This is a genomic window from Leptotrichia sp. (assembly GCF_057270615.1).
This window is the reverse complement of record NZ_DBHIXN010000035.1, coordinates 1-22,440: the sequence shown is the minus strand read 5'-3', so window position 1 is coordinate 22,440 and position 22,440 is coordinate 1. Positions and strand designations below refer to the sequence as shown.

General features: G+C 29.4%; 25 protein-coding genes. All 25 read left to right on the top strand.

Going from position 1 to position 22,440, the window contains the following annotated elements; translation table 11 throughout:
• The coding region (locus ACO409_RS07365) for an ABC transporter ATP-binding protein (RefSeq protein WP_485556138.1) at positions 1 to 422 on the top strand (422 nt) is incomplete at its 5' end.
• Positions 423 to 944: 522 nt separating this feature from the next.
• Positions 945 to 1,913, top strand: coding sequence for an ABC transporter substrate-binding protein (locus ACO409_RS07360; RefSeq protein WP_485556137.1), 969 nt, complete (start codon positions 945 to 947; stop codon positions 1,911 to 1,913).
• Between the two features lie 73 nt (positions 1,914 to 1,986).
• On the top strand, positions 1,987 to 2,961 hold the full coding sequence (locus ACO409_RS07355) for an ABC transporter substrate-binding protein (protein WP_485556136.1): 975 nt from the start codon (positions 1,987 to 1,989) through the stop codon (positions 2,959 to 2,961).
• Positions 2,962 to 3,100: 139 nt separating this feature from the next.
• A complete protein-coding gene (locus tag ACO409_RS07350; protein WP_485556135.1) occupies positions 3,101 to 4,243 on the top strand; it encodes an ABC transporter permease in 1,143 nt (380 codons plus the stop codon).
• On the top strand, positions 4,243 to 5,028 hold the full coding sequence (locus ACO409_RS07345) for an ABC transporter ATP-binding protein (protein ID WP_485556134.1): 786 nt from the start codon (positions 4,243 to 4,245) through the stop codon (positions 5,026 to 5,028). Before ACO409_RS07350 ends, ACO409_RS07345 begins: the two co-directional genes overlap by 1 nt.
• A 522-nt stretch (positions 5,029 to 5,550) precedes the next feature.
• On the top strand, positions 5,551 to 5,679 hold the full coding sequence (locus ACO409_RS07340; protein ID WP_485556133.1) for a hypothetical protein: 129 nt from the start codon (positions 5,551 to 5,553) through the stop codon (positions 5,677 to 5,679).
• A 39-nt stretch (positions 5,680 to 5,718) separates the two neighbouring features.
• Complete coding sequence (locus tag ACO409_RS07335; protein WP_485556132.1) at positions 5,719 to 5,847, top strand: hypothetical protein; 129 nt, start codon at positions 5,719 to 5,721, stop codon at positions 5,845 to 5,847.
• A gap of 86 nt (positions 5,848 to 5,933) precedes the next feature.
• Entirely contained in the window at positions 5,934 to 7,274 is a 1,341-nt protein-coding gene (gene xseA, locus ACO409_RS07330) for an exodeoxyribonuclease VII large subunit (protein WP_485556131.1), read from the top strand.
• A gap of 32 nt (positions 7,275 to 7,306) precedes the next feature.
• Positions 7,307 to 7,792, top strand: a complete 486-nt coding sequence (locus ACO409_RS07325; protein WP_485556130.1) for a deoxycytidylate deaminase — start codon at positions 7,307 to 7,309, stop codon at positions 7,790 to 7,792.
• 79 nt (positions 7,793 to 7,871) lie between these two features.
• The gene (locus ACO409_RS07320) at positions 7,872 to 9,035 is read left to right on the top strand and encodes an ATP-binding cassette domain-containing protein (protein ID WP_485556129.1); all 1,164 of its coding nucleotides are present in this window, start codon (positions 7,872 to 7,874) and stop codon (positions 9,033 to 9,035) included.
• On the top strand, positions 9,036 to 9,869 hold the full coding sequence (locus ACO409_RS07315) for an energy-coupling factor transporter transmembrane component T family protein (protein ID WP_485556128.1): 834 nt from the start codon (positions 9,036 to 9,038) through the stop codon (positions 9,867 to 9,869).
• A gap of 196 nt (positions 9,870 to 10,065) precedes the next feature.
• Positions 10,066 to 10,737: a uracil-DNA glycosylase gene (locus ACO409_RS07310; protein WP_485556127.1), complete on the top strand. Its 672-nt coding sequence runs from the start codon at positions 10,066 to 10,068 to the stop codon at positions 10,735 to 10,737.
• Between the two features lie 207 nt (positions 10,738 to 10,944).
• Positions 10,945 to 11,517: a GNAT family N-acetyltransferase gene (locus ACO409_RS07305; protein ID WP_315514786.1), complete on the top strand. Its 573-nt coding sequence runs from the start codon at positions 10,945 to 10,947 to the stop codon at positions 11,515 to 11,517.
• Positions 11,518 to 11,562: 45 nt separating this feature from the next.
• On the top strand, positions 11,563 to 12,696 hold the full coding sequence (locus ACO409_RS07300) for a trans-sulfuration enzyme family protein (RefSeq protein WP_485556126.1): 1,134 nt from the start codon (positions 11,563 to 11,565) through the stop codon (positions 12,694 to 12,696).
• A gap of 27 nt (positions 12,697 to 12,723) precedes the next feature.
• The gene (locus ACO409_RS07295) at positions 12,724 to 13,398 is read left to right on the top strand and encodes a thermonuclease family protein (RefSeq protein ID WP_485556125.1); all 675 of its coding nucleotides are present in this window, start codon (positions 12,724 to 12,726) and stop codon (positions 13,396 to 13,398) included.
• A 148-nt stretch (positions 13,399 to 13,546) separates the two neighbouring features.
• Entirely contained in the window at positions 13,547 to 14,830 is a 1,284-nt protein-coding gene (gene obgE / locus ACO409_RS07290) for a GTPase ObgE (RefSeq protein WP_485556124.1), read from the top strand.
• Positions 14,831 to 14,893: 63 nt separating this feature from the next.
• Positions 14,894 to 15,820: a tRNA (adenosine(37)-N6)-dimethylallyltransferase MiaA gene (miaA, locus tag ACO409_RS07285; protein WP_485556140.1), complete on the top strand. Its 927-nt coding sequence runs from the start codon at positions 14,894 to 14,896 to the stop codon at positions 15,818 to 15,820.
• Positions 15,821 to 16,006: 186 nt separating this feature from the next.
• Positions 16,007 to 16,462 carry a PTS sugar transporter subunit IIA gene (locus tag ACO409_RS07280; protein WP_485556123.1) on the top strand — a complete coding sequence of 152 codons (456 nt, stop codon included), beginning with the start codon at positions 16,007 to 16,009 and terminating at the stop codon, positions 16,460 to 16,462.
• A gap of 364 nt (positions 16,463 to 16,826) precedes the next feature.
• Positions 16,827 to 17,213: an adhesion protein FadA gene (locus ACO409_RS07275; protein WP_485556122.1), complete on the top strand. Its 387-nt coding sequence runs from the start codon at positions 16,827 to 16,829 to the stop codon at positions 17,211 to 17,213.
• A gap of 23 nt (positions 17,214 to 17,236) precedes the next feature.
• Positions 17,237 to 17,620, top strand: coding sequence for a hypothetical protein (locus ACO409_RS07270; RefSeq protein WP_485556121.1), 384 nt, complete (start codon positions 17,237 to 17,239; stop codon positions 17,618 to 17,620).
• A 62-nt stretch (positions 17,621 to 17,682) separates the two neighbouring features.
• On the top strand, positions 17,683 to 18,174 hold the full coding sequence (locus tag ACO409_RS07265; RefSeq protein WP_485556120.1) for a hypothetical protein: 492 nt from the start codon (positions 17,683 to 17,685) through the stop codon (positions 18,172 to 18,174).
• Between the two features lie 71 nt (positions 18,175 to 18,245).
• On the top strand, positions 18,246 to 18,452 hold the full coding sequence (locus ACO409_RS07260) for a hypothetical protein (RefSeq protein ID WP_485556119.1): 207 nt from the start codon (positions 18,246 to 18,248) through the stop codon (positions 18,450 to 18,452).
• Complete coding sequence (locus tag ACO409_RS07255) at positions 18,416 to 18,949, top strand: OmpA family protein (protein WP_485556118.1); 534 nt, start codon at positions 18,416 to 18,418, stop codon at positions 18,947 to 18,949. The genes ACO409_RS07260 and ACO409_RS07255 overlap by 37 nt, the downstream gene beginning before the upstream one ends.
• A gap of 164 nt (positions 18,950 to 19,113) precedes the next feature.
• Positions 19,114 to 21,810 (top strand): calcium-translocating P-type ATPase, PMCA-type, encoded by a 2,697-nt coding sequence (locus ACO409_RS07250; RefSeq protein WP_485556139.1) that lies wholly within the window; start codon positions 19,114 to 19,116, stop codon positions 21,808 to 21,810.
• Between the two features lie 98 nt (positions 21,811 to 21,908).
• Entirely contained in the window at positions 21,909 to 22,190 is a 282-nt protein-coding gene (locus ACO409_RS07245) for an HU family DNA-binding protein (protein WP_485556117.1), read from the top strand.
• Positions 22,191 to 22,440: the final 250 nt, after the last annotated feature.

Sequence of the window (22,440 nt, the reverse complement as noted above, 5' to 3'; positions counted from 1 at the left end):
AGTTTCATTATCTGCTAAATGAATTTACTGCACTTGAAAATGTTATGATGCCCGCACTTATTAATAAAAATATTGATAAAAATAAAATCAGTAAAAAAGCAAAGGAACTACTGGCACTTGTGGGTCTTGCAAAACGTATAAAGCATAAGCCAATGGAACTTTCAGGTGGAGAAAAACAAAGAGTAGCAATAGCAAGGGCAATGATTAATGATCCTGACATAATACTAGCTGATGAACCAACTGGAAATTTAGATACAGAAACAAGTAATCTTATAAATGAGCTGTTTATGAAGATAAATAGAGAAAGAAATCAGTCAATAATAATAGTTACCCATAGTTTGGAACTAGCTAATTTAGCTACTTATAAATATAAAATTGAAAATGGTGAATTTAATATGATTTTGCCAACAATTAAATTTTAAAAATACTAAGTTTGTATATTTTAAATATATTTTTATATACAAAAAGTTGGGACTATTTGTTTAACATATATCCAAACTCATTCAAAATTTAACTATTTTAAAAATTGTATAAACTTAAAATAGTCATAGCTTTTGAGTCAATTTTAAAACAATTTTACTATACATACATAAAATTTAAATAAATAGATTTATCATACAAGGGGTTAAGACCCCTTGTTTCCAAATAAATATGTATAGTTTTATAGGAATTAGTTTAGTAAAAAATATTTAGAGGATAAAAAAATAATCAAAAAAGTAATGAAAAAGAAAAGAATAATTTGATTTAAAGTAAAAAAAATGGTATTATTTTTATTGAAGAAAAAATAATTGCTATATAATTTTAATTGAATATTATAAAAGAATGTCTATTTTTTATGAATGAAGTATTTTTTCTTATAATTAATAAATAAAAATAAAGTTTTTTGACAAATATTCAAATATAGCGAAAAAATTGTAGGATAGTAGGAAAGAGAGGAAAAATTAATGAAAAAATTGTTGATTTTGGCAAGTGCTTTGGCACTTATGGTTTTGAGTTGCGGAAATTCTGGAAGCGAGAGCAAGAGTAGCAAAAATGTTGGAACAAGCTCTAAGAAGTATAGAATTGGAATTACGCAAATTGTATCACATCCAGCACTTGATAGTGCAAGAGAAGGATTTAAAGCAGCATTTAAGGAAGCAGGAATTGATGCAGACTTTGATGAAAAAAATGCAAATGGTGAAACAACTAATGCAAATTTAATTGCTAATAATTTTGTTAGTTCAAAGGAAGATTTGATATTTGCAATTGCAACAAATTCAGCTCAGTCAGCTTCGCAAGCGACAAATGACATACCTGTTGTATTTGCAGCAATTACAGATCCACAATCTGCAGGAATTTTAAAAAATAATGTGACTGGTGTAAGTGACAGAATGGATGTAAAACAACAACTTGAATTACTAAAAAAATTGGATTCAAAAATAAAAAATGTTGGTGTAATATATAATTCTTCAGAACAAAATTCAAAAGTTCAGGTGGATGATTTGAAAAAAGCAGCAAAAGAGCTAGGATTGAATATAGTTGAAAAAAGTGTTGTTCAAGCAAATGAAATACCACAAACAGTCGATAATTTGGTAAGAGAAACAGATGCAATTTATTTGCCGACAGATAATCTTGTGGCTTCGGTTGTAAGTTTGATTACAGATAAGGCGACTGCGGCTAAAAAAATAGTATTTGGTGCGGAAGCAGCTCATGTTAAAGGTGGAGCATTAATTACACAAGGTGTAAGTTACTATGAAATCGGAAAAGAAGCTGGAAAAATGGCAATTGATATTTTGAAAAATGGTAAAAAGCCAAGTGAAATTAAATTTAAGACTATGCCTCTTAGTGAGATTGTTATAAATAAAAAAACACTTGCAGCACTTGGAATTTCATTGCCTGAAGATGTGAAGTCTAAAGCAAAAATGGTTGAATAAAATAAAAAAATTGTAAATTAACTTTAATATGGATATAAATAAGAAAATATAATTTTGAGGGAAAGGGAAAATTATGAAAAAGATATTATTAATAGTAATGATGGGCATGTTAATGATAGCATGTGGAAATAGTGACAATAATGCTAATGTAAAGAAAGATTCAAAGGATTCTGGCAATAAACAAGTTTATAAGATTGGAATAACTCAATTTATGGAGCATCCATCACTTGACTTAGCAAAGGAAGGGTTTAAAGCGGCATTTAAGGAAGCTGGTATAAATGCAGATTTTGATGAAAAGAATGCAAATGGAGAAGTAACGAATGCAAATTTAATTGCAACAAATTATAAAGCTGATAAAAAAGATCTTGTATTTGGTATTGCTACACCGTCAGCACAAGCACTTGTAAATAATATTTCAGATATTCCTGTATTATTTTCAGCAGTAACTGATCCTGCAAGTGCAAAACTTTTAAATCCAAATGTTACAGGAACAAGTGATAAGGTAGAAAATGTAGCTTCTCAGTTAGATTTATTATTAAAAATAAAGCCTGGAACAAAAAAAATTGGAGTTTTATATAATCCGTCAGAACAAAATTCAGTAGTTCAAGTTCAAGAAATTCAAAAAATTGCTAAAGGGAAAAATATAGAAGTTGTATTGCAAGGAATAAATAATTTTGGTGAATTGGCACAAGCTACTAAAAATTTATTGGGATCAACTGATGCATTGTATTTGCCAACAGATAATCTTGTAGTATCTGGAATGAACTTAATTGCTTCAGAAGCTATTAATGCTAAAAAACCTGTAGTTGTAAGTGAAAATTCTTCAGTAAAAGAAGGAGCATTGTTTACAATGGGATTAGATTATTATGCACTTGGAAAACGTACTGGAGAAATGGCAATTGAAATTCTTAAAGGAAAACCTGTTTCTCAAATTCCTTTTGAAACTTCAAAACAAATGAAACTTTATGTAAATAGTAAAACAGCACAAGCATTAGGATTGGATATAAAAAATCCTGCATTTAAGGGAGCAGAGTTTGTAGGAAAATAAATACTGCTTAGCAATAGTAATCAATTTTTTGTTACAAACAAAATTATTTTAAATTCATAATTATAAAATAATATTTTTAAAGTTAAAAAAGTTGCTGAAATTAAGTTTAATAAATTGAAAGAAAGAGAGAAAAAGGTAGATGAATGAGTTATTAGTATTTTTACAGAGTCTTCCTGAGGCTTTTAAAACAGGATTCATATATTCGATAATGGTAATGGGAGTGTATTTGACTTATAAAATACTAGATTTTCCTGATATGTCGGTAGATGGAACATTTCCGTTAGGTGGTTTTGTATTTGCATCATTTGCACTTTCCAAAAATGGATTTTTTGGAATAACAAGTCCTATTATGGGATTAATTCTTGTTGTTATTTGTGGAATGATTGCAGGATATGTGACTGGAGCGTTGCATGTTTATTTAAAAATTAATGGATTACTTTCAGGTATTTTGGTAATGACAGGGCTGTATAGTATAAATTCCAGAATTGTTGGAATGCCTAATGTGTTTATTTCGCCAGATAGAAGTATTTATGAAATAATTTCATATAAAAAAGATTTTGTACCTTTTGTAATTGCATTTATTATTTTACTTGTACTAAAAGGGCTTTATGATTATAAAATCAAAGAAAATAAATACATGATCAGAACACTTGCTGTTTATATAGTTTTTACAGTTGCATTAATAATTTATGTAATAAAAACACAAGATGTAAAACTTATGCTTACAATACTTATAGCCTTTATAATAAAAATGATAGTTGATTATATTTTAACTTCTAAATTTGGATTTGCATTAAGGGCATTAGGAAATAATGAACAGCTTGTAGTAAGCCTTGGAGTAAATGAAAAAAGATTAAAAATATTTGGGCTTATGTTGTCAAATGGTATTGTTGCATTATCAGGAGCCTTGTTTGCACAAAATATTAAAGTTGCTGATTTACAGTCAGGAGTAGGGACAATTGTTATCGGACTTGCAGCAATAATTCTTGGACTTGGAGTATTGAAAAAATCAAGAATAATAAATGAAGTTTCAATTGTTACAATAGGGTCGCTTATGTATTACTTTATAATAAATTTGGCATTGATGTCAAACAGCTGGACAAGAAGCATATATGAAGGGCTTCACTTTAGTGATGATGTTATAAAAATATTGGAAGTTAAACCTACTGATGTAAAAGTAATAACAGCAATAATTTTAGCAGCAATATTATGGAATGAGTTGATTCAAAAAAATAAAAAAGGTAAGAAAAAAGTCAAATTAATTGAGAAGGGGGAAGCATAATGATAGAATTAAAAAATTTGTATAAAACTTTCTTCTCTGAATTAGGGACAGAAAAGCAGGTATTTAAAGGATTAAACTTTACAATAAATGATGGAGATTTTATAACAATTATTGGAAGTAATGGTGCTGGAAAATCTACACTTTTGAATGTACTGAATGGACAAATTATTCCAGATGGTGGAAATGTAATTTTAGATGGAGATGATATAACAAATGTTGTTCAGCACAAAAGAGCAAAGTGGATTTCGCAAGTCTATCAAAATCCAACAATGGGAACTGCTCCTTCAATGACAGTGCTGGAAAATTTGTCAATGGCTAAAAATAAAGGTAAAAGTTTTAATTTTACATTTGGGCTAGATGTAAAAAATATAGAATTTTATAAAAAACAGCTGGCAAGTCTAGGACTGGGGTTAGAAAATCAACTGTTTACGCAAGTAGGACTTCTATCAGGTGGTCAAAGACAATGTTTATCGCTAATAATGGCAACTTTAAACCGTCCACATATATTACTTTTAGATGAGCATACAGCGGCACTTGATCCTCAGACTTCTAAAATAATTCTTGAAAAAACAAAAGAAATTATTGAAAAAAATAATATAACAAGCCTGATGATAACACATAATATGCAAGATGCCATAACTTATGGAAATAGATTAATTATGCTTCATGCAGGGGAAGTAATTTTTGATATAAAAGGTGAAGAAAAGAAAAAGCTAACAGTGGAAAAGCTGCTTGAAATGTTTAGAACAAAAGATGCAAAATTATCTGATAAAGATATATTTTAGAATCAAATAATATAAAACATAATCTAGTAAACTGGGAAATTAAAAAAGTTTTAGATTATGTTTTTTTTATTGTAAAAGATTATTATACTAAACTTTATTTTAAAAAACAGAAATTATATTTTATATTAGATATGTTCGATAACCTAAGTTTTTTTATCTATACAAGGGGTTAAGACCCCTTGCTTCAAGATGTTTATTTTATTAAATTCTAAGTTTGTATAGTTATCGAACAGGTCTATTATAGTAAAATATTTTGACTTTTTGCAAAGAAATTCATAATTATTCTGCTGTTTAAATAGGAAATAGTATAAAACTTTAAGTTTATATGATTTTTAATAGCTTAATTTTAAATGAATTTAAGTATATATTCAATTCTTTTTATTTGAACTGCATTATTATCTATGATACAATAGTATAAATGGTGTAAAGAGAGAAATTGAGGAAAGGTGAAAAAAGAGGGGCAAAAGAGATAAAGGCTGAAATAAAAGATGTTTATAGACAATTCGATTTTTAAGAGAACATTTGAAAAAAAGTGATTTAATTGATTTTGATAATATCTGGTTGGGGAAAAAACAAATAGGTTACGATAAAGCATTATTGGATTTATCACGATATTTATATGAATATTATGGTAAAAAAGTATTTTATTGATTGATGAGTACGATAAGCCAGTAATAAAAGCACATGCAAATGAATATTATAATTAAATTAAAGGATAAAAATTATGCAGAAGGATTAAAATATGAAGATTATAAGGAAATTGTGAAAATTGGGATGGGATTTAGGAAGAAGGATGTTGAGGTTGTAGTTGAGGTTTAAAAAAATTATAAAATTTTCATCAGTTGAGAAATAAAGTGAAATATGTTATTATTAAATAGCAAAAACTGAAAGAAATGGGGAAAATTATGGAACAGACAGTATTTTCTGTAAGTGAGATAAATAGAGAAGTGAAGATGTTTTTGGAGGGAACAAGGACATTTAAGAATATTTTTATTGAAGGGGAACTTTCTAATATTACGTATTATCGTTCTGGACATTTATATTTTACGTTAAAGGATTCGAGTGCAAGTGTGAAATGTGCTATTTTTAGGTATAAATATAGAAATGTGCCTGAGGATTTGAAGGAAGGAGATTCTGTAAAAATTCGGGGAAATGTAACACTTTATGAAGCTAACGGGAGTTATCAGATTGTGGCGGATTTTCTTGAAAAGAGCAATTCTTTGGGGCTGCTTTATGAAAAGATGGAAATGCTTAAAAAGTTGTATTTTGAAAAGGGATATTTTTCTGATGAAATAAAGAAGAAATTGCCGCAATTACCAATAAATGTTGGAGTCGTAACAGCTGATACAGGAGCTGCGATTAGAGACATTATAAATACGACACATAAAAGATTTCCAAATGTAAATATTTATCTTTATCCTGCAAAAGTTCAAGGAGAAGGGGCTGCATGTGAAGTTTCGGCAGGAATTGAGTTTTTTAATAGGATGAATGAAGAAAAGCAGCTTGAAATAGATACGCTTATCGTTGGACGTGGTGGTGGGAGTATTGAGGATTTGTGGGCATTTAATGAAGAAGAAGTGATAGAGGCTATTTATAAATCAGAAATTCCTGTGATTTCAGCGGTGGGGCATGAAATTGATAATTTGCTTTCTGATTTGGTTGCTGATAGACGGGCGGCAACACCGACTCAGGCAGCTGAAATTTTAATTCCTGAAAAAGATAAATTGCTAGATGAGTTGAAAGGCAAAAAAAATCTTTTGAGTAAATCACTTTTGAACAAAGTAATGATTATGAAAAAAGAGCTGGAATATAGAAAAAACAACTATTATATAAAAAATTTTGCAAATATTCTGGACAATAAAAAATTTGACTTGATGGAAAAAGAGCAAAAAATATCAAGGGAATTAAAAAGAATTTTGCAAAAGTCAAAGGAGCAGCTGGATTATCGTAAACAGAGATTTGATAGAATTAATTTGGAAAAAGTGATTTTGAGTGAAAAGGAAAATTTAAAGGGAAAGTCAGCTAAACTTAATGAAATAATGCTGGAATTTTTTGAAAATCGGAAAAATGAACTAAAATATAAACAGGCACAGCTTTCTAAATATTCGGTAAACGATATTTTGAAGCAAGGGTATACAATAACTCGGAAAGATGGGAAAATTATTAAAAGAGGGATTGAACTTAGCAGAGAAGACAAGTTGGAAATACAATTTTCAGATATTAAGAAAAAAGTGGTTGTAAAATAAAAACAGATATTTTAGAAGGTGAGGTATAAAAAATGTCTAAAAGACAAGATTATTTATCGTGGGATGAATATTTTATGGGAATAGCCTTTTTGTCTGGAATGAGAAGTAAGGATCCATCTACACAAGTTGGGGCTTGTATTATTGATGAGGATAAAAAGATTATTGGAATTGGATATAATGGATTTCCACATGGAAGTTCAGATGATGAGATGCCTTGGGATCGGGAAGGAGACTTTTTGAAAACAAAGTATCCTTATGTTGTCCATGCTGAGTTAAATGCAATTTTAAATAGTATAAAATCTCTTAAAAATTGTACTATTTATGTAACACATTTTCCTTGTAATGAATGTGCTAAAGCAATTGTTCAGGTGGGAATAAAAAAAGTAGTATATTTTTCTGATAAACATAAATCACTTGATTCTACAAAAGCTTCAAGAAAAATTTTAGAAAATGCAAAAGTGGAAATGATTCATCTGGAAGTTGAAAAGGAAAAGATAAATATACACTTTAAAGATTAGATGAGATTTATGTAAAAGATGTCATTACGATGAGCCGCTTGCAAATCTTGATCCGCTTAGTGGAAAATATGCCATTGAATTGATAAGTGAACTTCATAAAGATAAAAAACTTACAACAATAATTATAGAGCATAGGCTTGAAGATGTGCTGCATAGGGAAATTGACAGGATTATTGTTGTTGATAAAGGAAGAATTATTGCTGATGATACGCCTGATAATATTTTGAAGGGAAATTTGCTAAGCAAAATGAATATAAGAGAACCTTTGTATATTTCTTTGCTTAAATATAGCAACGATAATCTTGAAAAATATGATGATATTTCTAATCTTGAAAAAATTGATTTTTCTGCAGCAAAAGATAATATTTTAAATTGGATAAAATATAATTCTCCAAAAGAAAATAAAAAATCTGAAAATATATTATTAAAGCTGGAAAATATTTCATTTTCATACAATCAAAAAAGAAAAATCTTAAAAAATATAAATTTAAGTGTGGAAAAAGGTGAAATGATAAGCATTGTTGGCTCAAATGGAGCTGGAAAGTCAACATTATCAAAGGTTATTGCGGGATTTGAAAGGCAAGATGAAGGTAAAATTTATTATAAAAATTTGGATATAAGTGATGAAAGTATAGCAAAAAGAGCTGAAAAAATAGGATTTGTACTGCAAAATCCAAATGCGATGATTTCAAAAGTTACAGTTTTTGAAGAAGTTGCATTAGGGCTGAAAACTAGAGGTGTTTCTGAAGAGGAAATAGAAAAAAGAGTTCTTGAAATTTTGGAAATATGTAAATTAAAGCCGTTTAGGAAATGGCCAATAAAGGCACTTAGCTACGGACAGAAGAAAAGAGTTACGATAGCATCTGTGCTTGTTTTAGAGCCTGAAATAATAATAGTTGATGAGCCGACTGCTGGGCAGGATCTTTTTCATTATAGGGAAATAATGGAATTTTTGAAACAGTTAAATGAATATGGAATTACAATTTTATTTATAACTCACGATATGCACCTAATGCTAGAATATACTGATAAAACTTATGTTTTTAATGATGGACAAATTATAAAATCTGGAAATCCAGCACAGATTTTAGCAGATAAAAAAGTGCTGGAACAGGCAAATTTAAGGGAAACTTCACTTCATTACGTGGCAGAAAAAATAGAAATAAACCCTGAAGAACTCATAAGTACATTTGTTTATTATGAAAAAAATTGTGAAAAAGAACAGAAAAAGGCAGGTGATTAGATGGAAAATACATTTTTATTGGAGTATATTGAGAAAGATTCAGTAATTCATAGATTAAATGGAGCTGCAAAACTGATTTGCTTTATATTGTGGACTGTGGCTATTATGTTTACCTATGATACAAGATTTCTTATAGTTTTGACACTTTTGGGATTTGTACTTTTTAAAATTTCAAAGATAAAATTTAGTGAAATAAAAATTGTACTTTATCTAATTGCTATTTTTCTTGTATTAAATTTAATTATGATTTTTTTATTTTCTCCACTTGAGGGAACAAAGATATATGGAACAAGACATGATATTTTTAAGATTTTTGGAAATTATGTGATAACTTGGGAGCAATTATTTTATGAATTTAATATATTTGTAAAATATTTTTCAGTTATTCCTGTTGCGTTACTTTTTATAATTACAACAAATCCAAGCGAATTTGCTTCTTCATTAAATAGAATAGGAGTACCATACAAATTTTCTTATGCTGTTTCAATTGCATTAAGATATATTCCAGCTATTCAAGAAGATTTTTTTACGATTAGTAAAGCACAGCAGGCAAAAGGAATTGATATTTCTAAAAATGTAAAATTAATGACAAGAATAAAAAATGTATCTTATACTTTAATGCCATTAATATTTTCAAGCATTGAAAAAATAGATATTATAAGCAATGCTATGATTTTGAGAGGATTTGGAAAAAGAAAAAAAAGAACCTGGTATCAGGCTAGGAAAATGAAAGTGGTGGATGTTGTGGCAATTATTGTGACTGCAATATTTGTGGTTGTTTCAATAGTGATGGTAAAGGTAAATGGAGGGAGATTTTATAATCCATTTGTATAAATTTAATTATATTTAGCTCCATTTAAAATCGAACTATTACAAATTATATAAGCTTAGGATTTGAGTAAGATAGTCATAGTTTTTGGGAAATTCTATTATAAATTTTTTTAGCAAAGATTTGAGAGGCTTTATTGCTAAATAATTAGAAATGTAATTTCTATTTTAAAAAGATATTTTAGGGAAAGGAAGAGGAAAAATGGTTAATATTGGAAATGACTGGGATGAAATTTTTAAAAAAGAAAAGGAATTTGAAAAGGATTATTATTTGAACTTGAGAAAATTTTTGATAAAAGAATATAAGACAAAGACAATTTATCCTGATAAATATGAAATTTTTTCTGCATTTAAACTGACAAGCTACAAGGACTGCAAAGTTGTAATCTTAGGTCAGGATCCGTATCATGGTGAAAATCAGGCACATGGACTGGCATTTTCAGTAAAAAAGGGAGTTGCATTGCCGCCTTCCTTAAAAAATATTTACAAGGAAATAGAAAATGAATTTGGGTATAAAATGAGTAAAAATGGCTATCTTGAAAGCTGGGCAAAGCAAGGAGCGCTACTTTTGAATACGGCACTTACAGTAGTTGCTGGAAATGCCAATTCACATTCAAAGATAGGATGGGAAATTTTTACAGATAATGTAATAAAATATTTAAATAGACGTGAAGATCCGTTAATTTTCATACTTTGGGGAAATAATGCAAAAAGTAAGAAAGCCTTTATTGATACGGATAGACATTATATTTTAGAAAGTGTACATCCTAGTCCATTATCTGCAAGCCGTGGATTTTTTGGCTGTGGACATTTTAAAAAAGCTAATGAAATTTTGAAAAAGATGGGAAAAGAAGAAATAAATTGGCAAATATAAATTTGTTAAGTTTTTGGATTTCTATTCTAAAGAATAGATGACTAGAAATAGATAAGTTAAAAATAGTATTTATAATTACAAGAGATCAATATTCCTTGTAAGATAGTAAAGAAAAATAGTAAAGTCAGACATTAAAAAATATTGTTTTTATTGGAGTTCTTATACTTTTATAAATGGATAAATCTAAGAATCTAAGGAGGTAAAAATTTGTTTAAGTTTAGAAAATCAAATTTTAGCGATATTGAAGAAATTTTGAAAATTATTGAAAAGGCAAAAATTGAATTGAAAAAATTAGAGATAGATCAATGGCAAAAAGGATATCCTGATAGAAAAGCTGTTGAAAATGACGTAAAAAGAAATATTAGTTATGTTATAGAAGAAATTGATGAGAATAAAAGAGAAACTGAAAATAAAATTTCTAGAAAAGTAGTCGGAACTATTGCATTGTCGCCTGAAAGAGAAGAATCATATTCTAAAATTGAAGGGAAATGGATAACAGATGATGACTACATGGTAATTCATAGATTGGCAGTTGATTCTGATGTAAAAAATAAAGGACTTGGAACAAAGATATTAGAATTTTCTGAACGTGTGTGCATAGAAAATAAAATACTTAGTTTGAAAGCAGATACACATGAAAATAATGAACCAATGAAGAGACTTCTTACAAAAAATGGGTTTAGTTACTGTGGATTAATTTATTTGGATAGTGGTCCTGATTTTGGAGCAAAACGTATTGCTTATGAAAAAATAATAAAAATTCCGCATATATTATTATAAATTTTGAAATAAAAAATAAATAAAAAGAAAGTGAGCTGATAAATTATGAAATTTGAAACAAAGACAATACATGGGATAAGAAAAGAAAAAAAGAAAGAATTATGGGGGACAAATGTTAATTTTGCTTCTACTTTTCCTGTTGCAGAATTTGGAGTGACACAGGAATTTGAATATTCTAGAGTTTCAGCACCTACAAGAAATGAATTAGAAGAAATTCTTGCGGCTCTTGAAAATGGAAAATATGCGTATGCCTTTTCATCTGGAATGGCAACTACGACATCTGTATTTACAATGTTTTCGGCTGGAGATCATATCATTTTAGGGCAAGATATTTACGGTGGTACTTATAGAATTTTACACGACATTTACTCAAGATTTGGAATAGAATCTACATTTGTTGATACAACTGATTTGGAAAATATAAGAAAAGAAATAAAACCGAATACTAAAGCAATTTTTATTGAAACACCGTCAAATCCACTACTTGATGTAACTGATATAAGAGGAATTGTAAAACTTGCAAAAGAACATAATCTTATAACTATTGCAGATAATACATTTATGACACCATATTTGCAAAAGCCGCTTGATTTTGGAATTGACATTGTAGTTCATAGTGCGACTAAGTTTTTATCTGGACATCATGACTTACTGGCTGGAGTTGCTATTACAAATAATGAGGAGCTTGCAGAAAAGATTAAATTTTCGCAAGTTGCGGCTGGTGCTTTGATTTCGCCGTTTGACAGCTGGCTTTTGATGAGAAGTTTGAAAACATTAAAATTAAGAGTGGAAGCAGCACAGGAAAATGCAAAAAAACTTATAGAATTTTTCCAAAGTCACGATGCAGTTGATAAAATTTACTATCCGACTTTAGACACAAATAAAGGTAAAAAAATTCATGAAAGTCAAGCAACAGGTGGAGGTTCAGTATTCTCGTTCACTTTAAAAGATGATTCAAAAGTAAAAACATTTTTTGAAAGTTTAAATGTGGCATTATTTGCGGCAAGTCTTGGTGGAGCTGAGACATTGGTAACTCATCCAAGTACAATAACTCATGCTGAAATGCCTGAAGAAGAAAAGGAAGCTAGAGGATTTACACATTCACTAATTAGAGTTGCAGTTGGATTTGAAAATATTGATGATTTAATTTCAGATTTTAAACAGGCACTTGAAAAATAGTAAAAATAGTAAAAAAGTAGGAGAAAAATGGCCAAAAAAATTGATGACGGAAAATCTCAAATAGTTTTAATTGCTGTAATAATTATGATTGCAGCAGTTATGATTTTTGGAATGTTTAATAAAAATGGAAAAAATATTGAAAAAAATACCAAGAAAGCCAGAAATATTAAAACTTCTCAAAATATCAGCAGTAAAAATTCTAAAATTAAAAAATCTAAGGGAAAAAAAGAGGATAAACCTGAAATTTTAGATGGATATCAAGTGATAAAAGTTAGTGATGGAGATACACTTAACATTCAAAAAGTTGAGAATGGTAAATTTGTTGGAGAAATGTTAAGAATTAGAATGTATGGAATGGATGCACCTGAAAAGTCACAGGATTACGGTTCTGAAAGCAAACAAGCATTAGAAAAATTAGTTGTAGGGAAAAATTTGAGTTTAGAAGTGAAAAATAAAGACAGATATGGAAGAACTGTTGCAATTATCTATGCAAATGGAAAAAATGTCAATGAAGAAATGGTAAAAACTGGAAATGCTTGGTGGTATCAAGAATATGCAAAAAAAGATATGCAATTTGAAGAGTATCAAAAAAATGCAAAACAAAAAAAATTAGGAATATTCTCAAGAAAAGGATATGAAGAACCTTGGAATTACAGGAAAGAAAAAAGAGCAGCAGCATCAAGCAGAACTAAAAATAAATAGTTAAACTTTAATAAAGTTAATTTTTCATGTTGCAAAATAATAAAATGTTATTTTTATAGTAGGATTTTGTAAAAATAGCATTTTATTAGGAATAATTTTTTTGATATAGCATGAAAAGATAAAGTATAAAAAAGAAAAGGATGATGAAATGTTTATAGATGAAAGTGTAATTACAGTAATTTCTGGAAAAGGAGGGGACGGAGCTGCTACATTTAGACGTGAAAAATTTGTTCAGTTTGGAGGGCCTGATGGTGGAGATGGCGGAAAAGGTGGAGATATTGTCTTTATTGCCGATCCAAATATTAATACGCTTGTGGATTTTAAGAGTAGCAAAAAATTTAAGGCACAGGATGGGACAAAAGGTTCTGCTGCACGTTCTACTGGAAAATCTGGAGAAGATTTAGTTATAAAGGTTCCAGTTGGGACAATGATTAGGGATTTTGAGACAAATAAGCTTTTACTTGATTTGGATAATCCAAATGAAAAAGTTATATTTTTAAAAGGTGGAGACGGTGGACGTGGAAACATCCATTTTAAGTCATCTGTAAAAAAAGCTCCAAGAATAGCAGAAAGTGGACGTGAAGGTGCAGAATTAAAAATAAAATTAGAATTAAAGCTGCTTGCCGATGTGGCACTTGTTGGCTATCCAAGTGTTGGAAAATCCAGTTTTATTAATAAAGTTTCAGCTGCCAGATCAAAAGTCGCAAGTTATCATTTTACAACATTAAAGCCTAAATTGGGAGTTGTCAGAATGGGAGATGAGGAAAGTTTTGTAATTGCTGATGTACCTGGACTTATTGAAGGGGCTCACGAAGGAGTGGGACTTGGAGATAGATTTTTAAAACATATTGAAAGATGTAAATTAATTGTTCATATTGTAGATATTTCAGGGCTTGATGGACGTGATCCTAAGGAAGATTTTCTGAAAATAAATCACGAATTAAAGAATTATAGTGAAAAATTGTCTAAAAAACGTCAAATCGTAGTGGCAAATAAAATTGATATGCTCTATGAAGATGAAAAATACGATGAATTTGAAAAATTTGTGAAGGAAAATGGAGCAGAATTTGTTTATCCAGTTTCTGTAATTGCAAATGACGGATTAAAGCCAGTTTTATCAAAGGCTTGGGAATTAATTCAGGAAATACCTAGAGAAGAATTGGAAGAAGTTCATTCTGTTGAGGAACTAATTCGAGAAAATAATAAAAAGGAAGACTGGATTATAAAAAAAGTTTCAGACAATGTATTTGAAGTTGATGGAAGAATTGTGGATGATGTATTGAGAAAATATGTATTTATTGGAGAAGAAGGAATTATAAATTTCTTGCAAAAAATGAGAAGCCTTGGGATGGAAACAGAACTTGAAAATGCTGGTGTTGAGCAAGGGGATATAATAATTATTGCAGGTTATGAATTTGAATATATAATTTAATTTAAATTTTTATATTGAAAAAATTGAAAAAATGTGGTCTACTTATAGCAGGAGGTAAATAAAATAGCAGGAAAAGCAAAAGGAATTGTAATTGCAGGTGCCACTGGAGTCGGGAAAACTGATTTATCAATAAAGATTGCCAAAAAAATTGATGCAGAAATTATTTCGGCGGATGCATCTCAAATTTATAAAGAATTAGATATTGGAACTGCAAAAATAACCGATGAAGAAATGCAGGGTGTAAAGCATTATATGATTGATGTTGTAGATCCTGGTGAAGATTATTCTGCGGGAGATTTTGAAAGAGATGTAAATAATATTCTGAATAAAAATTCTCAAAGAAGTGAAAACAGGAAAAATATCATTATTACAGGAGGAACGGGACTTTATATAAGATCGATTACAAATGGCTTTGCAAAATTGCCTTCAAAAGATGAAAAAATCAGAAAAGATTTGGAAAACAAAAACCTTGATGAATTACAGAAAATTTTGAAAAAATTGGATGAAAAATCCTATGAAGAAATTGATTTATCTAATAAGCTGCGGCTGGTTCGGGCTATCGAAGTGTGCATTTTAACTGGTGATAAATTTAGTGAATTAAGGACTAAAAATATAAAAAATAATGATTATGAATTTTTGAAGGTATTTTTGACACGAAATAGAGAAGAGCTTTATGACAGGATTAATAGACGAGTTGAAATTATGGTTGCAAAAGGACTTGTAGAAGAAGCTAAAAAAGTATATAATAAATATGCAAAAAATCTTCAAAAAATATCTTCGATTGGATATAAAGAACTGTTTATGTACTTTGATGGTAAAATTTCTTTGGATGAGGCAGTTGAAGAAATAAAAAAAGAAAGCAGAAGATATGCAAAGAGGCAAATGACATGGTTTAGAAAGGAAAAAGGCTACATTATTTATAATTTGTCGGAAATATCTGAAAATGAAGCATTAGATATGATTATAAAAGAATGGAAAAATTTTAAATAGCTGTAAAAATAAAAATTATAAAAACTTAAACAATAATAATTATAATGACAAAAGATCAAAGTTATTTGTCTTAGAATGGAAAAAATAGGTAAAATAAAATTTTAAAACATTGTATTTATTTAGATTGTTGAACTTTTATAAAGAAAAAAATTGAAAGGAGAGAGCAGGGTTATCCTGCATAAAAATATGAAAATACTAGAATATTTGGTACCCGAAAGAGTAAACTTAAATTTAAAGGGAACAACAAAAGCAGAAATTATTGAGGAAATGGCACAATTATTTGTGGAAAGTGGAATTATTGATTCAGAAGATTTGAAAGAATTTATAGGAGAAATAAATGAAAGGGAAAAATTAACACCGACAGGAATGCAAGATGGAATTGCAATTCCACATGCTAAAACTCCGCTAGTAAAATCACTTTCTCTTGCAATGGGGATTTCTAGCAAAGGAGTTGACTTTGAGAGTATGGATGAAGAACCTTCAAAATTGATTTTTATGATTGCCGCTCCAGAAAAAACAAAACAAGAACATTTGGATTTGCTAGCAGAAATTTCAAAATTGTCATTTGAAGAAGAGCTAGTAGAACAACTTGAAAATGTTAAAACAGTAGAAGAAGTTTTTGAAAAATTAAAAAATATTTAAATGTAACAAAGTAAAAAAATATTTTTTGTATTAACTCTAAAGAGTTTTTTAAATAAAAGTGTAATTTTTGTATTTTATTTGAAAAATTAATTGTATTTTTTTATATAATTTGGTATAATAAAAGTAAGTGATGGTTAAGCAAGTGATTTGATAGTAGTTCCATGTTGGTTTGTTAATTGAAAATTATGATTGAATATCTAAAATTTTAGTTGCAAGCATAATAATTTTCATAGATATACAAGCCTAAGGAACTACGCGGATAAGCTGGTAAATCTGATTAGCTATAAAATAGCCATTTCCAGCGATCCTGTGATTTTTATGTTACAGGAGTTTTAGGCAAATAAAAAATTAGGAGGAAAATCGAATGAAAAAGACAATATTCTTTTTAGTTGGAATAATGATGGTTTCATCAATAGGTTTCTCTGCTGAAAAAAAGAGCTTAGAAAGCAACTTAAATTCAATTGAAAGCCAATTCAATGAATTGATAAAAAAAGAAGAAGCGCAAAAACAAGGTTATATTCAACAAAAAGCTCAATTAGAAGCTGAAGTAGAAGACTTGAAAGCAAAACAAACAAGCAGAGAAAAATTGGTAGAAAAATTAAAAGTAGATTCAGAAGTGAGATGGCATAGAGATAAATATAAAAAAATATTGAATAATTCTGAAGCTGTCTACAAAAACATAAATAAGAGCATAGCAGAAAAAGAGAAAAAAATTGCTGAATTGGACGCATTATTATCAGTAATGAATTAATGAAAGGAATGGTAATTAAAAATATGAAAGCAAAAAATTTATTATTGTGCGGAATAGTAGCAGTATTATCTGTACCAATGATGGCAGATTCTGCACAACAAGTATTAAAACAAGCTAGAGAAGATTACTATAAAAGTTTAAAAGCGCCAAGAGAGCGTGAAATGACAACAGAAAAATTAGTAACAGTAGATGAAGATGGAGTAGTGGAAGAAAAAGAGAGAGTAAAACCAAAATCATCAATTGAAAAACTTGAATACAATGCGGCCAAAGCAGCAGCTAGAGTAGATTTTTATGAAAGAGTTGTAAGAAGTGTTCAAAGAGAAGAAAAAGAATTAGGAGAATTTGATAGTGTTCTTGGAAGAGATGGTGTTAAAAACGCTCCTAAAAAAACAAGAAGAGTTAAATAAATAAGCTAATTCAATTATTTAAACCAAAATAACATTTAAATGATATTTAGAAAGGAAAATCAATGAAAAAAATATTAGGATTAGCAGCAGTAATGGTTTTGGCAATGAGCCAATTATCATTCTCAGCTAAAAATGATACTGATGCCGCAGTACAAAGACTAGTTAAAGTGGCTAAACAAAGACAAGCTCAACAGGCTAAAAATGCAGCAAAAGGTGTTACAGAAGAAGAAGTTATAGTAGTTCCAGTTGAAGAAACTGTAGTAACAACAGATGCAACTGAAGATGCACGTGCAAGAGCTGAAGCTGCCAAAGCGCAAGCTAAAGAAAGAGCAGAAAAAGCAAGAGAAGCAGCTCAACACAGAAAAACAAAAGCACCTGAAATAAGAGCTCAAAGAAGAAATATGTCTGAAAGTAAAATGATGGATGTAGAAATTCAAAGAATTAGAAAAAGAGTAGACCAAATTAATAGCAATATTGAAAAATTCCATAAAACAAATGAAATGTTAGATCAAATGGAACAAAGATTGGATAGCATCCAAGACAGAATAAACTAGTAAGTTATACAATAACTAAGTAAAAAAAATTCAAAAATAAATTTTGATAAATTAGAAAGGAAATAAGAAATATGAAAAAGTTAGCATTAATATTAGTAGGATTAGGAGCTTTGTCTTGTACAAATGCAAAATTAGTAGATTATAACACAACTAGATTAAATCATATTGAAGATTACTTAAATGAAAATAAACCAAATCCAGGTAGCCAAAAATATAGATCATTAGAAAGAGAGGCTGAAAAATGGGTAGACGAACAACAACCACAACAACAACAATAATTGCACTAGGGTTGTTAGTTGCTTCACCACTAATGGCAAGAAGGCTGACAACTACTCAAATGAGAGAAAATACAATAAGAATCAATGCTCTTGAGTTAGAAGAACCAGCTCCAGAACCAATTCCAGAACCAGCTCCAGAACCTAAGAAAGATGATACTTGGGTATTTGATTCTGGAAGATTAAACTTTGACTTCGATAAATCAGTAGTTAAACCTCAATACTTTGAATTGTTGAGAAATGTTAAAGATTATGCTGAACAAAATGACTTTAAGTTAACAATTATAGGACATACAGATTCTAAAGGTACTGATGCTTATAATATGGCTTTAGGTATGAGAAGGGCAATAGCAGTTAGAGATAAATTGTTAGAATTTGGATTAGATCCATCAAGAATCTTAGGTGTAGAATCAAGAGGGGAATCTGAACCAATTGCTACAAATGATACTGAAGAAGGAAGATTTGAAAACAGAAGAATCGAATTCAAAGCTACAAAATAGTAATAATCATAAATTAAATAAAAATATTTTTGTAAATTGTCTAGTTATTTCATCAATTGAAACAATTAGGCAATTTTTTTTAAAAAATTTAGAATTATAGTGAAATAAAATTAATTTTAGTGTATAATATAGGAAAATGTTTTAAAGAAAGAGGTACGAAGATGATGTGGGTTACAAAATCACAAAAGGAAGTTTTGAAAGAGCTGAATGTAGATCCTAAAGTTGGACTGACAACTGATGAGGTCAATATCAGGCTTGAAAAATATGGAAAAAATAAATTAAAGGGAAAAGCTAAAAAGACACTATTTCAATTGTTTGTAGCACAGCTTCAAGATATGCTGATTTACATTTTAATTGCAGCAGCTGTAATAAATCTGATTGTAGATATTCATCACGGATGGACAGATGCTTTGATTATATTGGCTGTGGTACTCATAAATGCTGTAGTTGGTGTTATTCAAGAATCTAAAGCTGAAAAGGCGCTAGAAGCGTTACAGCAGATGACTACTCCCAAAAGCTTGGTTCGTAGAAATGGCGAAGTTATAGAAGTTAATTCTGAAGATTTAGTTCCTGGAGATATTTTAGTAATTGATGCAGGGAGATTCATTCCAGCAGATGTAAGACTTATAGAAAGCGCAAATTTACAAATTGAGGAGTCAGCACTTACAGGGGAATCTGTACCAAGTGAAAAAAATGCAAATTTTATTACAGATGATGAAAAAATCCCTGTTGGAGATAAGGAAAATATGGCATTTATGTCAACAATGGCGACATATGGACGTGGTGAAGGTGTTGTAGTTGCTACAGGAATGGAAACTGAAATCGGTAAAATTGCAAAAATACTTGACGAAGATGAAAGTACATTGACTCCGCTTCAAATAAAATTGGATGAACTTGGAAAAACACTTGGGTATATTGCAATGGGAATTTGTGCTGTAATATTTGTTGCAGGAATTATCCAAAAACGTCCAATTTTGGAAATGTTTATGACTTCAATAAGTTTAGCTGTTGCGGCAATTCCTGAAGGATTGGTTGCAATTGTTGCGATTGTGCTTGCAATGGGTGTTAATAAAATGTCAAAAAAAAATGCAATTGTAAGAAAACTGCCAGCAGTTGAAACATTAGGAGCAGTAAATATTATTTGTTCTGATAAAACAGGAACATTGACACAAAATAAAATGACAGTTGTAAAAACTTATACGTTTGATAATTTGAAAGATGTGCCGTCAAAAGGTAGAGATTTTGTGGCAAATGCAGATGAAGCAGAACTGATTCGTTCATTTGTACTTTGTTCAGATGCTTCGATTGATAGTGGACAAGATATTGGAGATCCAACGGAAGTTGCATTAGTTGTACTTGGGGATAGATTTAATCTTGAAAAAAATTCCTTGAATGAAAAATATAATAGAATTAGTGAAAATCCATTTGATTCAGATAGAAAATTGATGTCAACTTTAAATAAAGAAAAAGATGGGAAATATAGAGTTCATACAAAAGGTGCAATTGACAATATTTTGGTAAGAGCAAATAAAATTTTAGTAGATGGAAAAATTACTGCATTAACAGAGCAAATGAAAGAAAAAATATTAAAAGTTTCAATGGAAATGTCAGATGATGCACTTCGTGTGCTAGGAGTAGCATTTAAAGATGTGGATAGTGTAATTGATCCTGATGAGATGGAAAAAGATCTTGTTGTAGTTGGAATTGTTGGGATGATTGATCCGCCGAGAATGGAAGTCAAAGATTCAATAAAAGAGGCCAAAAATGCTGGAATCACGCCAGTTATGATTACAGGAGATCATAAAAATACTGCCGTTGCTATCGCAAAGGAATTGGGAATTGCAACAGATATAAGTCAAAGTCTAACTGGTGCTGAAATTGATGAATTTTCAGATGAAGAATTTTCTAAAAATATTGATAAATATAGAGTTTTTGCAAGAGTTTCTCCTGAGCATAAAGTAAAAATTGTAAGAGCATTTAAGCAAAAAGGCAATATTGTTTCGATGACAGGAGACGGAGTAAATGATGCACCGTCACTTAAATTTGCTGATATAGGTGTTGCTATGGGAATTACAGGAACTGATGTTTCTAAAGGTGCAAGTGATATGATTTTGACAGATGATAATTTTACTACTATTGTTCATGCCATTGAAGAAGGAAGAAATATTTATAATAATATTAAAAAGACTATAATATTTTTGCTTTCTTGTAATTTGGGAGAAATTATTTGTATTTTCTTATCAACATTGTTAAATTGGGATTTACCATTAGTTGCAACACAGTTATTATGGGTAAACTTGGTTACTGATACTTTACCAGCATTGGCACTTGGAGTAGATCCAGGAGACAAGGATGTAATGAAGCGTTCACCAAGAAATTCTAAAGAAAGTTTCTTTTCTGAAGGAGCAGGAATAAGAGCTGTAATAGGCGGAGTATTAATAGGATCATTAACATTAGCTGCATTTTATATTGGAATTAATGAAACTGGAATGATTGGAAATTTAGGACAGCTAGAAGCGATGGCAAAGGCTGGAAATGAAGCAGCAAGGCATGCCTTGACACAAGGTCGAACAATGGCATTTATCGTGCTTACAGTATCACAGTTATTTTATTCGTTAACAATGAGAAATAGTCAAAAAACAATATTTGAAATTGGAATTTTTAAAAACAAATTTTTAATTGGTTCAATTATTATCGGAATTGCATTGCAAATAGGATTAACTTCATTTGCGCCAATTGCTCAAATATTTAAAGTAACAAATATTTCATTTGAAAACTGGGATATTGTATTGTTATTTACATTAATACCATTTGTTGTAAATGAAATTATAAAATTATTTTCAAAAATAAAAACTAATTAAAAGAATATAAAAAATCTTTTTTCAATTTAAGAAATTCTTGACAAATGCTGAAAATATGGTAACATATAGTAAATAATGAAAAGTTTGGAGGAGATGAAATGTCAAAAAAAGAATTTGTAGATGTTTATGCAAAAGCAACTGGAGAAACTAAAAAAAGAGCAGAAGAATTAGTAAATGCTTTTTTAGAAACAGCAGAAGAATCTTTAGTAAAAGGTGAAAGTATTCAATTTGTTGGTTGGGGAACTTTTGAAGTAAAAGAAAGAGCAGCTAGAGATGGAAGAAATCCGTCAACTGGTGATCCAATCAAAATTGAGGCTAAAAAAGTAGTTAAATTTAAAGTTGGGAAAAAATTAGCGGATAAAGTTGCACAAGCTAAATAATAGATTTTTTAAGACTATCCTGAAGTTTCTTCATTTTCAGGGTAGTTTTTTATTATTTATATTTTCTAAATGGAGTTTAGTATAAATTATAATAAATCTATTTAATAGAAATTATACTTGAATTAGTTAAAAATTGAACTATTAAAAATAATATGAACTTAGAGTTTGAGTAAAATAGTCGTAATTTTTGAGTTCAGTTTTAAATTAGTTTTACAGATATAATTTGTATAAAATAAATTTATAAAAAATA

What these genes read in the sequence shown, in the direction of transcription:
- ACO409_RS07360 (WP_485556137.1), top strand. Translation starts at nt 945, where the DNA reads ATGAAAAAATTGTTGATTTTGGCAAGTGCTTTGGCACTTATGGTTTTG.
- ACO409_RS07355 (WP_485556136.1), top strand. Translation starts at nt 1,987, where the DNA reads ATGAAAAAGATATTATTAATAGTAATGATGGGCATGTTAATGATAGCA.
- ACO409_RS07350 (WP_485556135.1), top strand. Translation starts at nt 3,101, where the DNA reads ATGAATGAGTTATTAGTATTTTTACAGAGTCTTCCTGAGGCTTTTAAA.
- ACO409_RS07345 (WP_485556134.1), top strand. Translation starts at nt 4,243, where the DNA reads ATGATAGAATTAAAAAATTTGTATAAAACTTTCTTCTCTGAATTAGGG.
- ACO409_RS07335 (WP_485556132.1), top strand. Translation starts at nt 5,719, where the DNA reads ATGAATATTATAATTAAATTAAAGGATAAAAATTATGCAGAAGGATTA.
- xseA (WP_485556131.1), top strand. Translation starts at nt 5,934, where the DNA reads ATGGAACAGACAGTATTTTCTGTAAGTGAGATAAATAGAGAAGTGAAG.
- ACO409_RS07325 (WP_485556130.1), top strand. Translation starts at nt 7,307, where the DNA reads ATGTCTAAAAGACAAGATTATTTATCGTGGGATGAATATTTTATGGGA.
- ACO409_RS07315 (WP_485556128.1), top strand. Translation starts at nt 9,036, where the DNA reads ATGGAAAATACATTTTTATTGGAGTATATTGAGAAAGATTCAGTAATT.
- ACO409_RS07310 (WP_485556127.1), top strand. Translation starts at nt 10,066, where the DNA reads ATGGTTAATATTGGAAATGACTGGGATGAAATTTTTAAAAAAGAAAAG.
- ACO409_RS07300 (WP_485556126.1), top strand. Translation starts at nt 11,563, where the DNA reads ATGAAATTTGAAACAAAGACAATACATGGGATAAGAAAAGAAAAAAAG.
- ACO409_RS07295 (WP_485556125.1), top strand. Translation starts at nt 12,724, where the DNA reads ATGGCCAAAAAAATTGATGACGGAAAATCTCAAATAGTTTTAATTGCT.
- obgE (WP_485556124.1), top strand. Translation starts at nt 13,547, where the DNA reads ATGTTTATAGATGAAAGTGTAATTACAGTAATTTCTGGAAAAGGAGGG.
- ACO409_RS07280 (WP_485556123.1), top strand. Translation starts at nt 16,007, where the DNA reads ATGAAAATACTAGAATATTTGGTACCCGAAAGAGTAAACTTAAATTTA.
- ACO409_RS07275 (WP_485556122.1), top strand. Translation starts at nt 16,827, where the DNA reads ATGAAAAAGACAATATTCTTTTTAGTTGGAATAATGATGGTTTCATCA.
- ACO409_RS07270 (WP_485556121.1), top strand. Translation starts at nt 17,237, where the DNA reads ATGAAAGCAAAAAATTTATTATTGTGCGGAATAGTAGCAGTATTATCT.
- ACO409_RS07265 (WP_485556120.1), top strand. Translation starts at nt 17,683, where the DNA reads ATGAAAAAAATATTAGGATTAGCAGCAGTAATGGTTTTGGCAATGAGC.
- ACO409_RS07260 (WP_485556119.1), top strand. Translation starts at nt 18,246, where the DNA reads ATGAAAAAGTTAGCATTAATATTAGTAGGATTAGGAGCTTTGTCTTGT.
- ACO409_RS07255 (WP_485556118.1), top strand. Translation starts at nt 18,416, where the DNA reads ATGGGTAGACGAACAACAACCACAACAACAACAATAATTGCACTAGGG.
- ACO409_RS07250 (WP_485556139.1), top strand. Translation starts at nt 19,114, where the DNA reads ATGTGGGTTACAAAATCACAAAAGGAAGTTTTGAAAGAGCTGAATGTA.
- ACO409_RS07245 (WP_485556117.1), top strand. Translation starts at nt 21,909, where the DNA reads ATGTCAAAAAAAGAATTTGTAGATGTTTATGCAAAAGCAACTGGAGAA.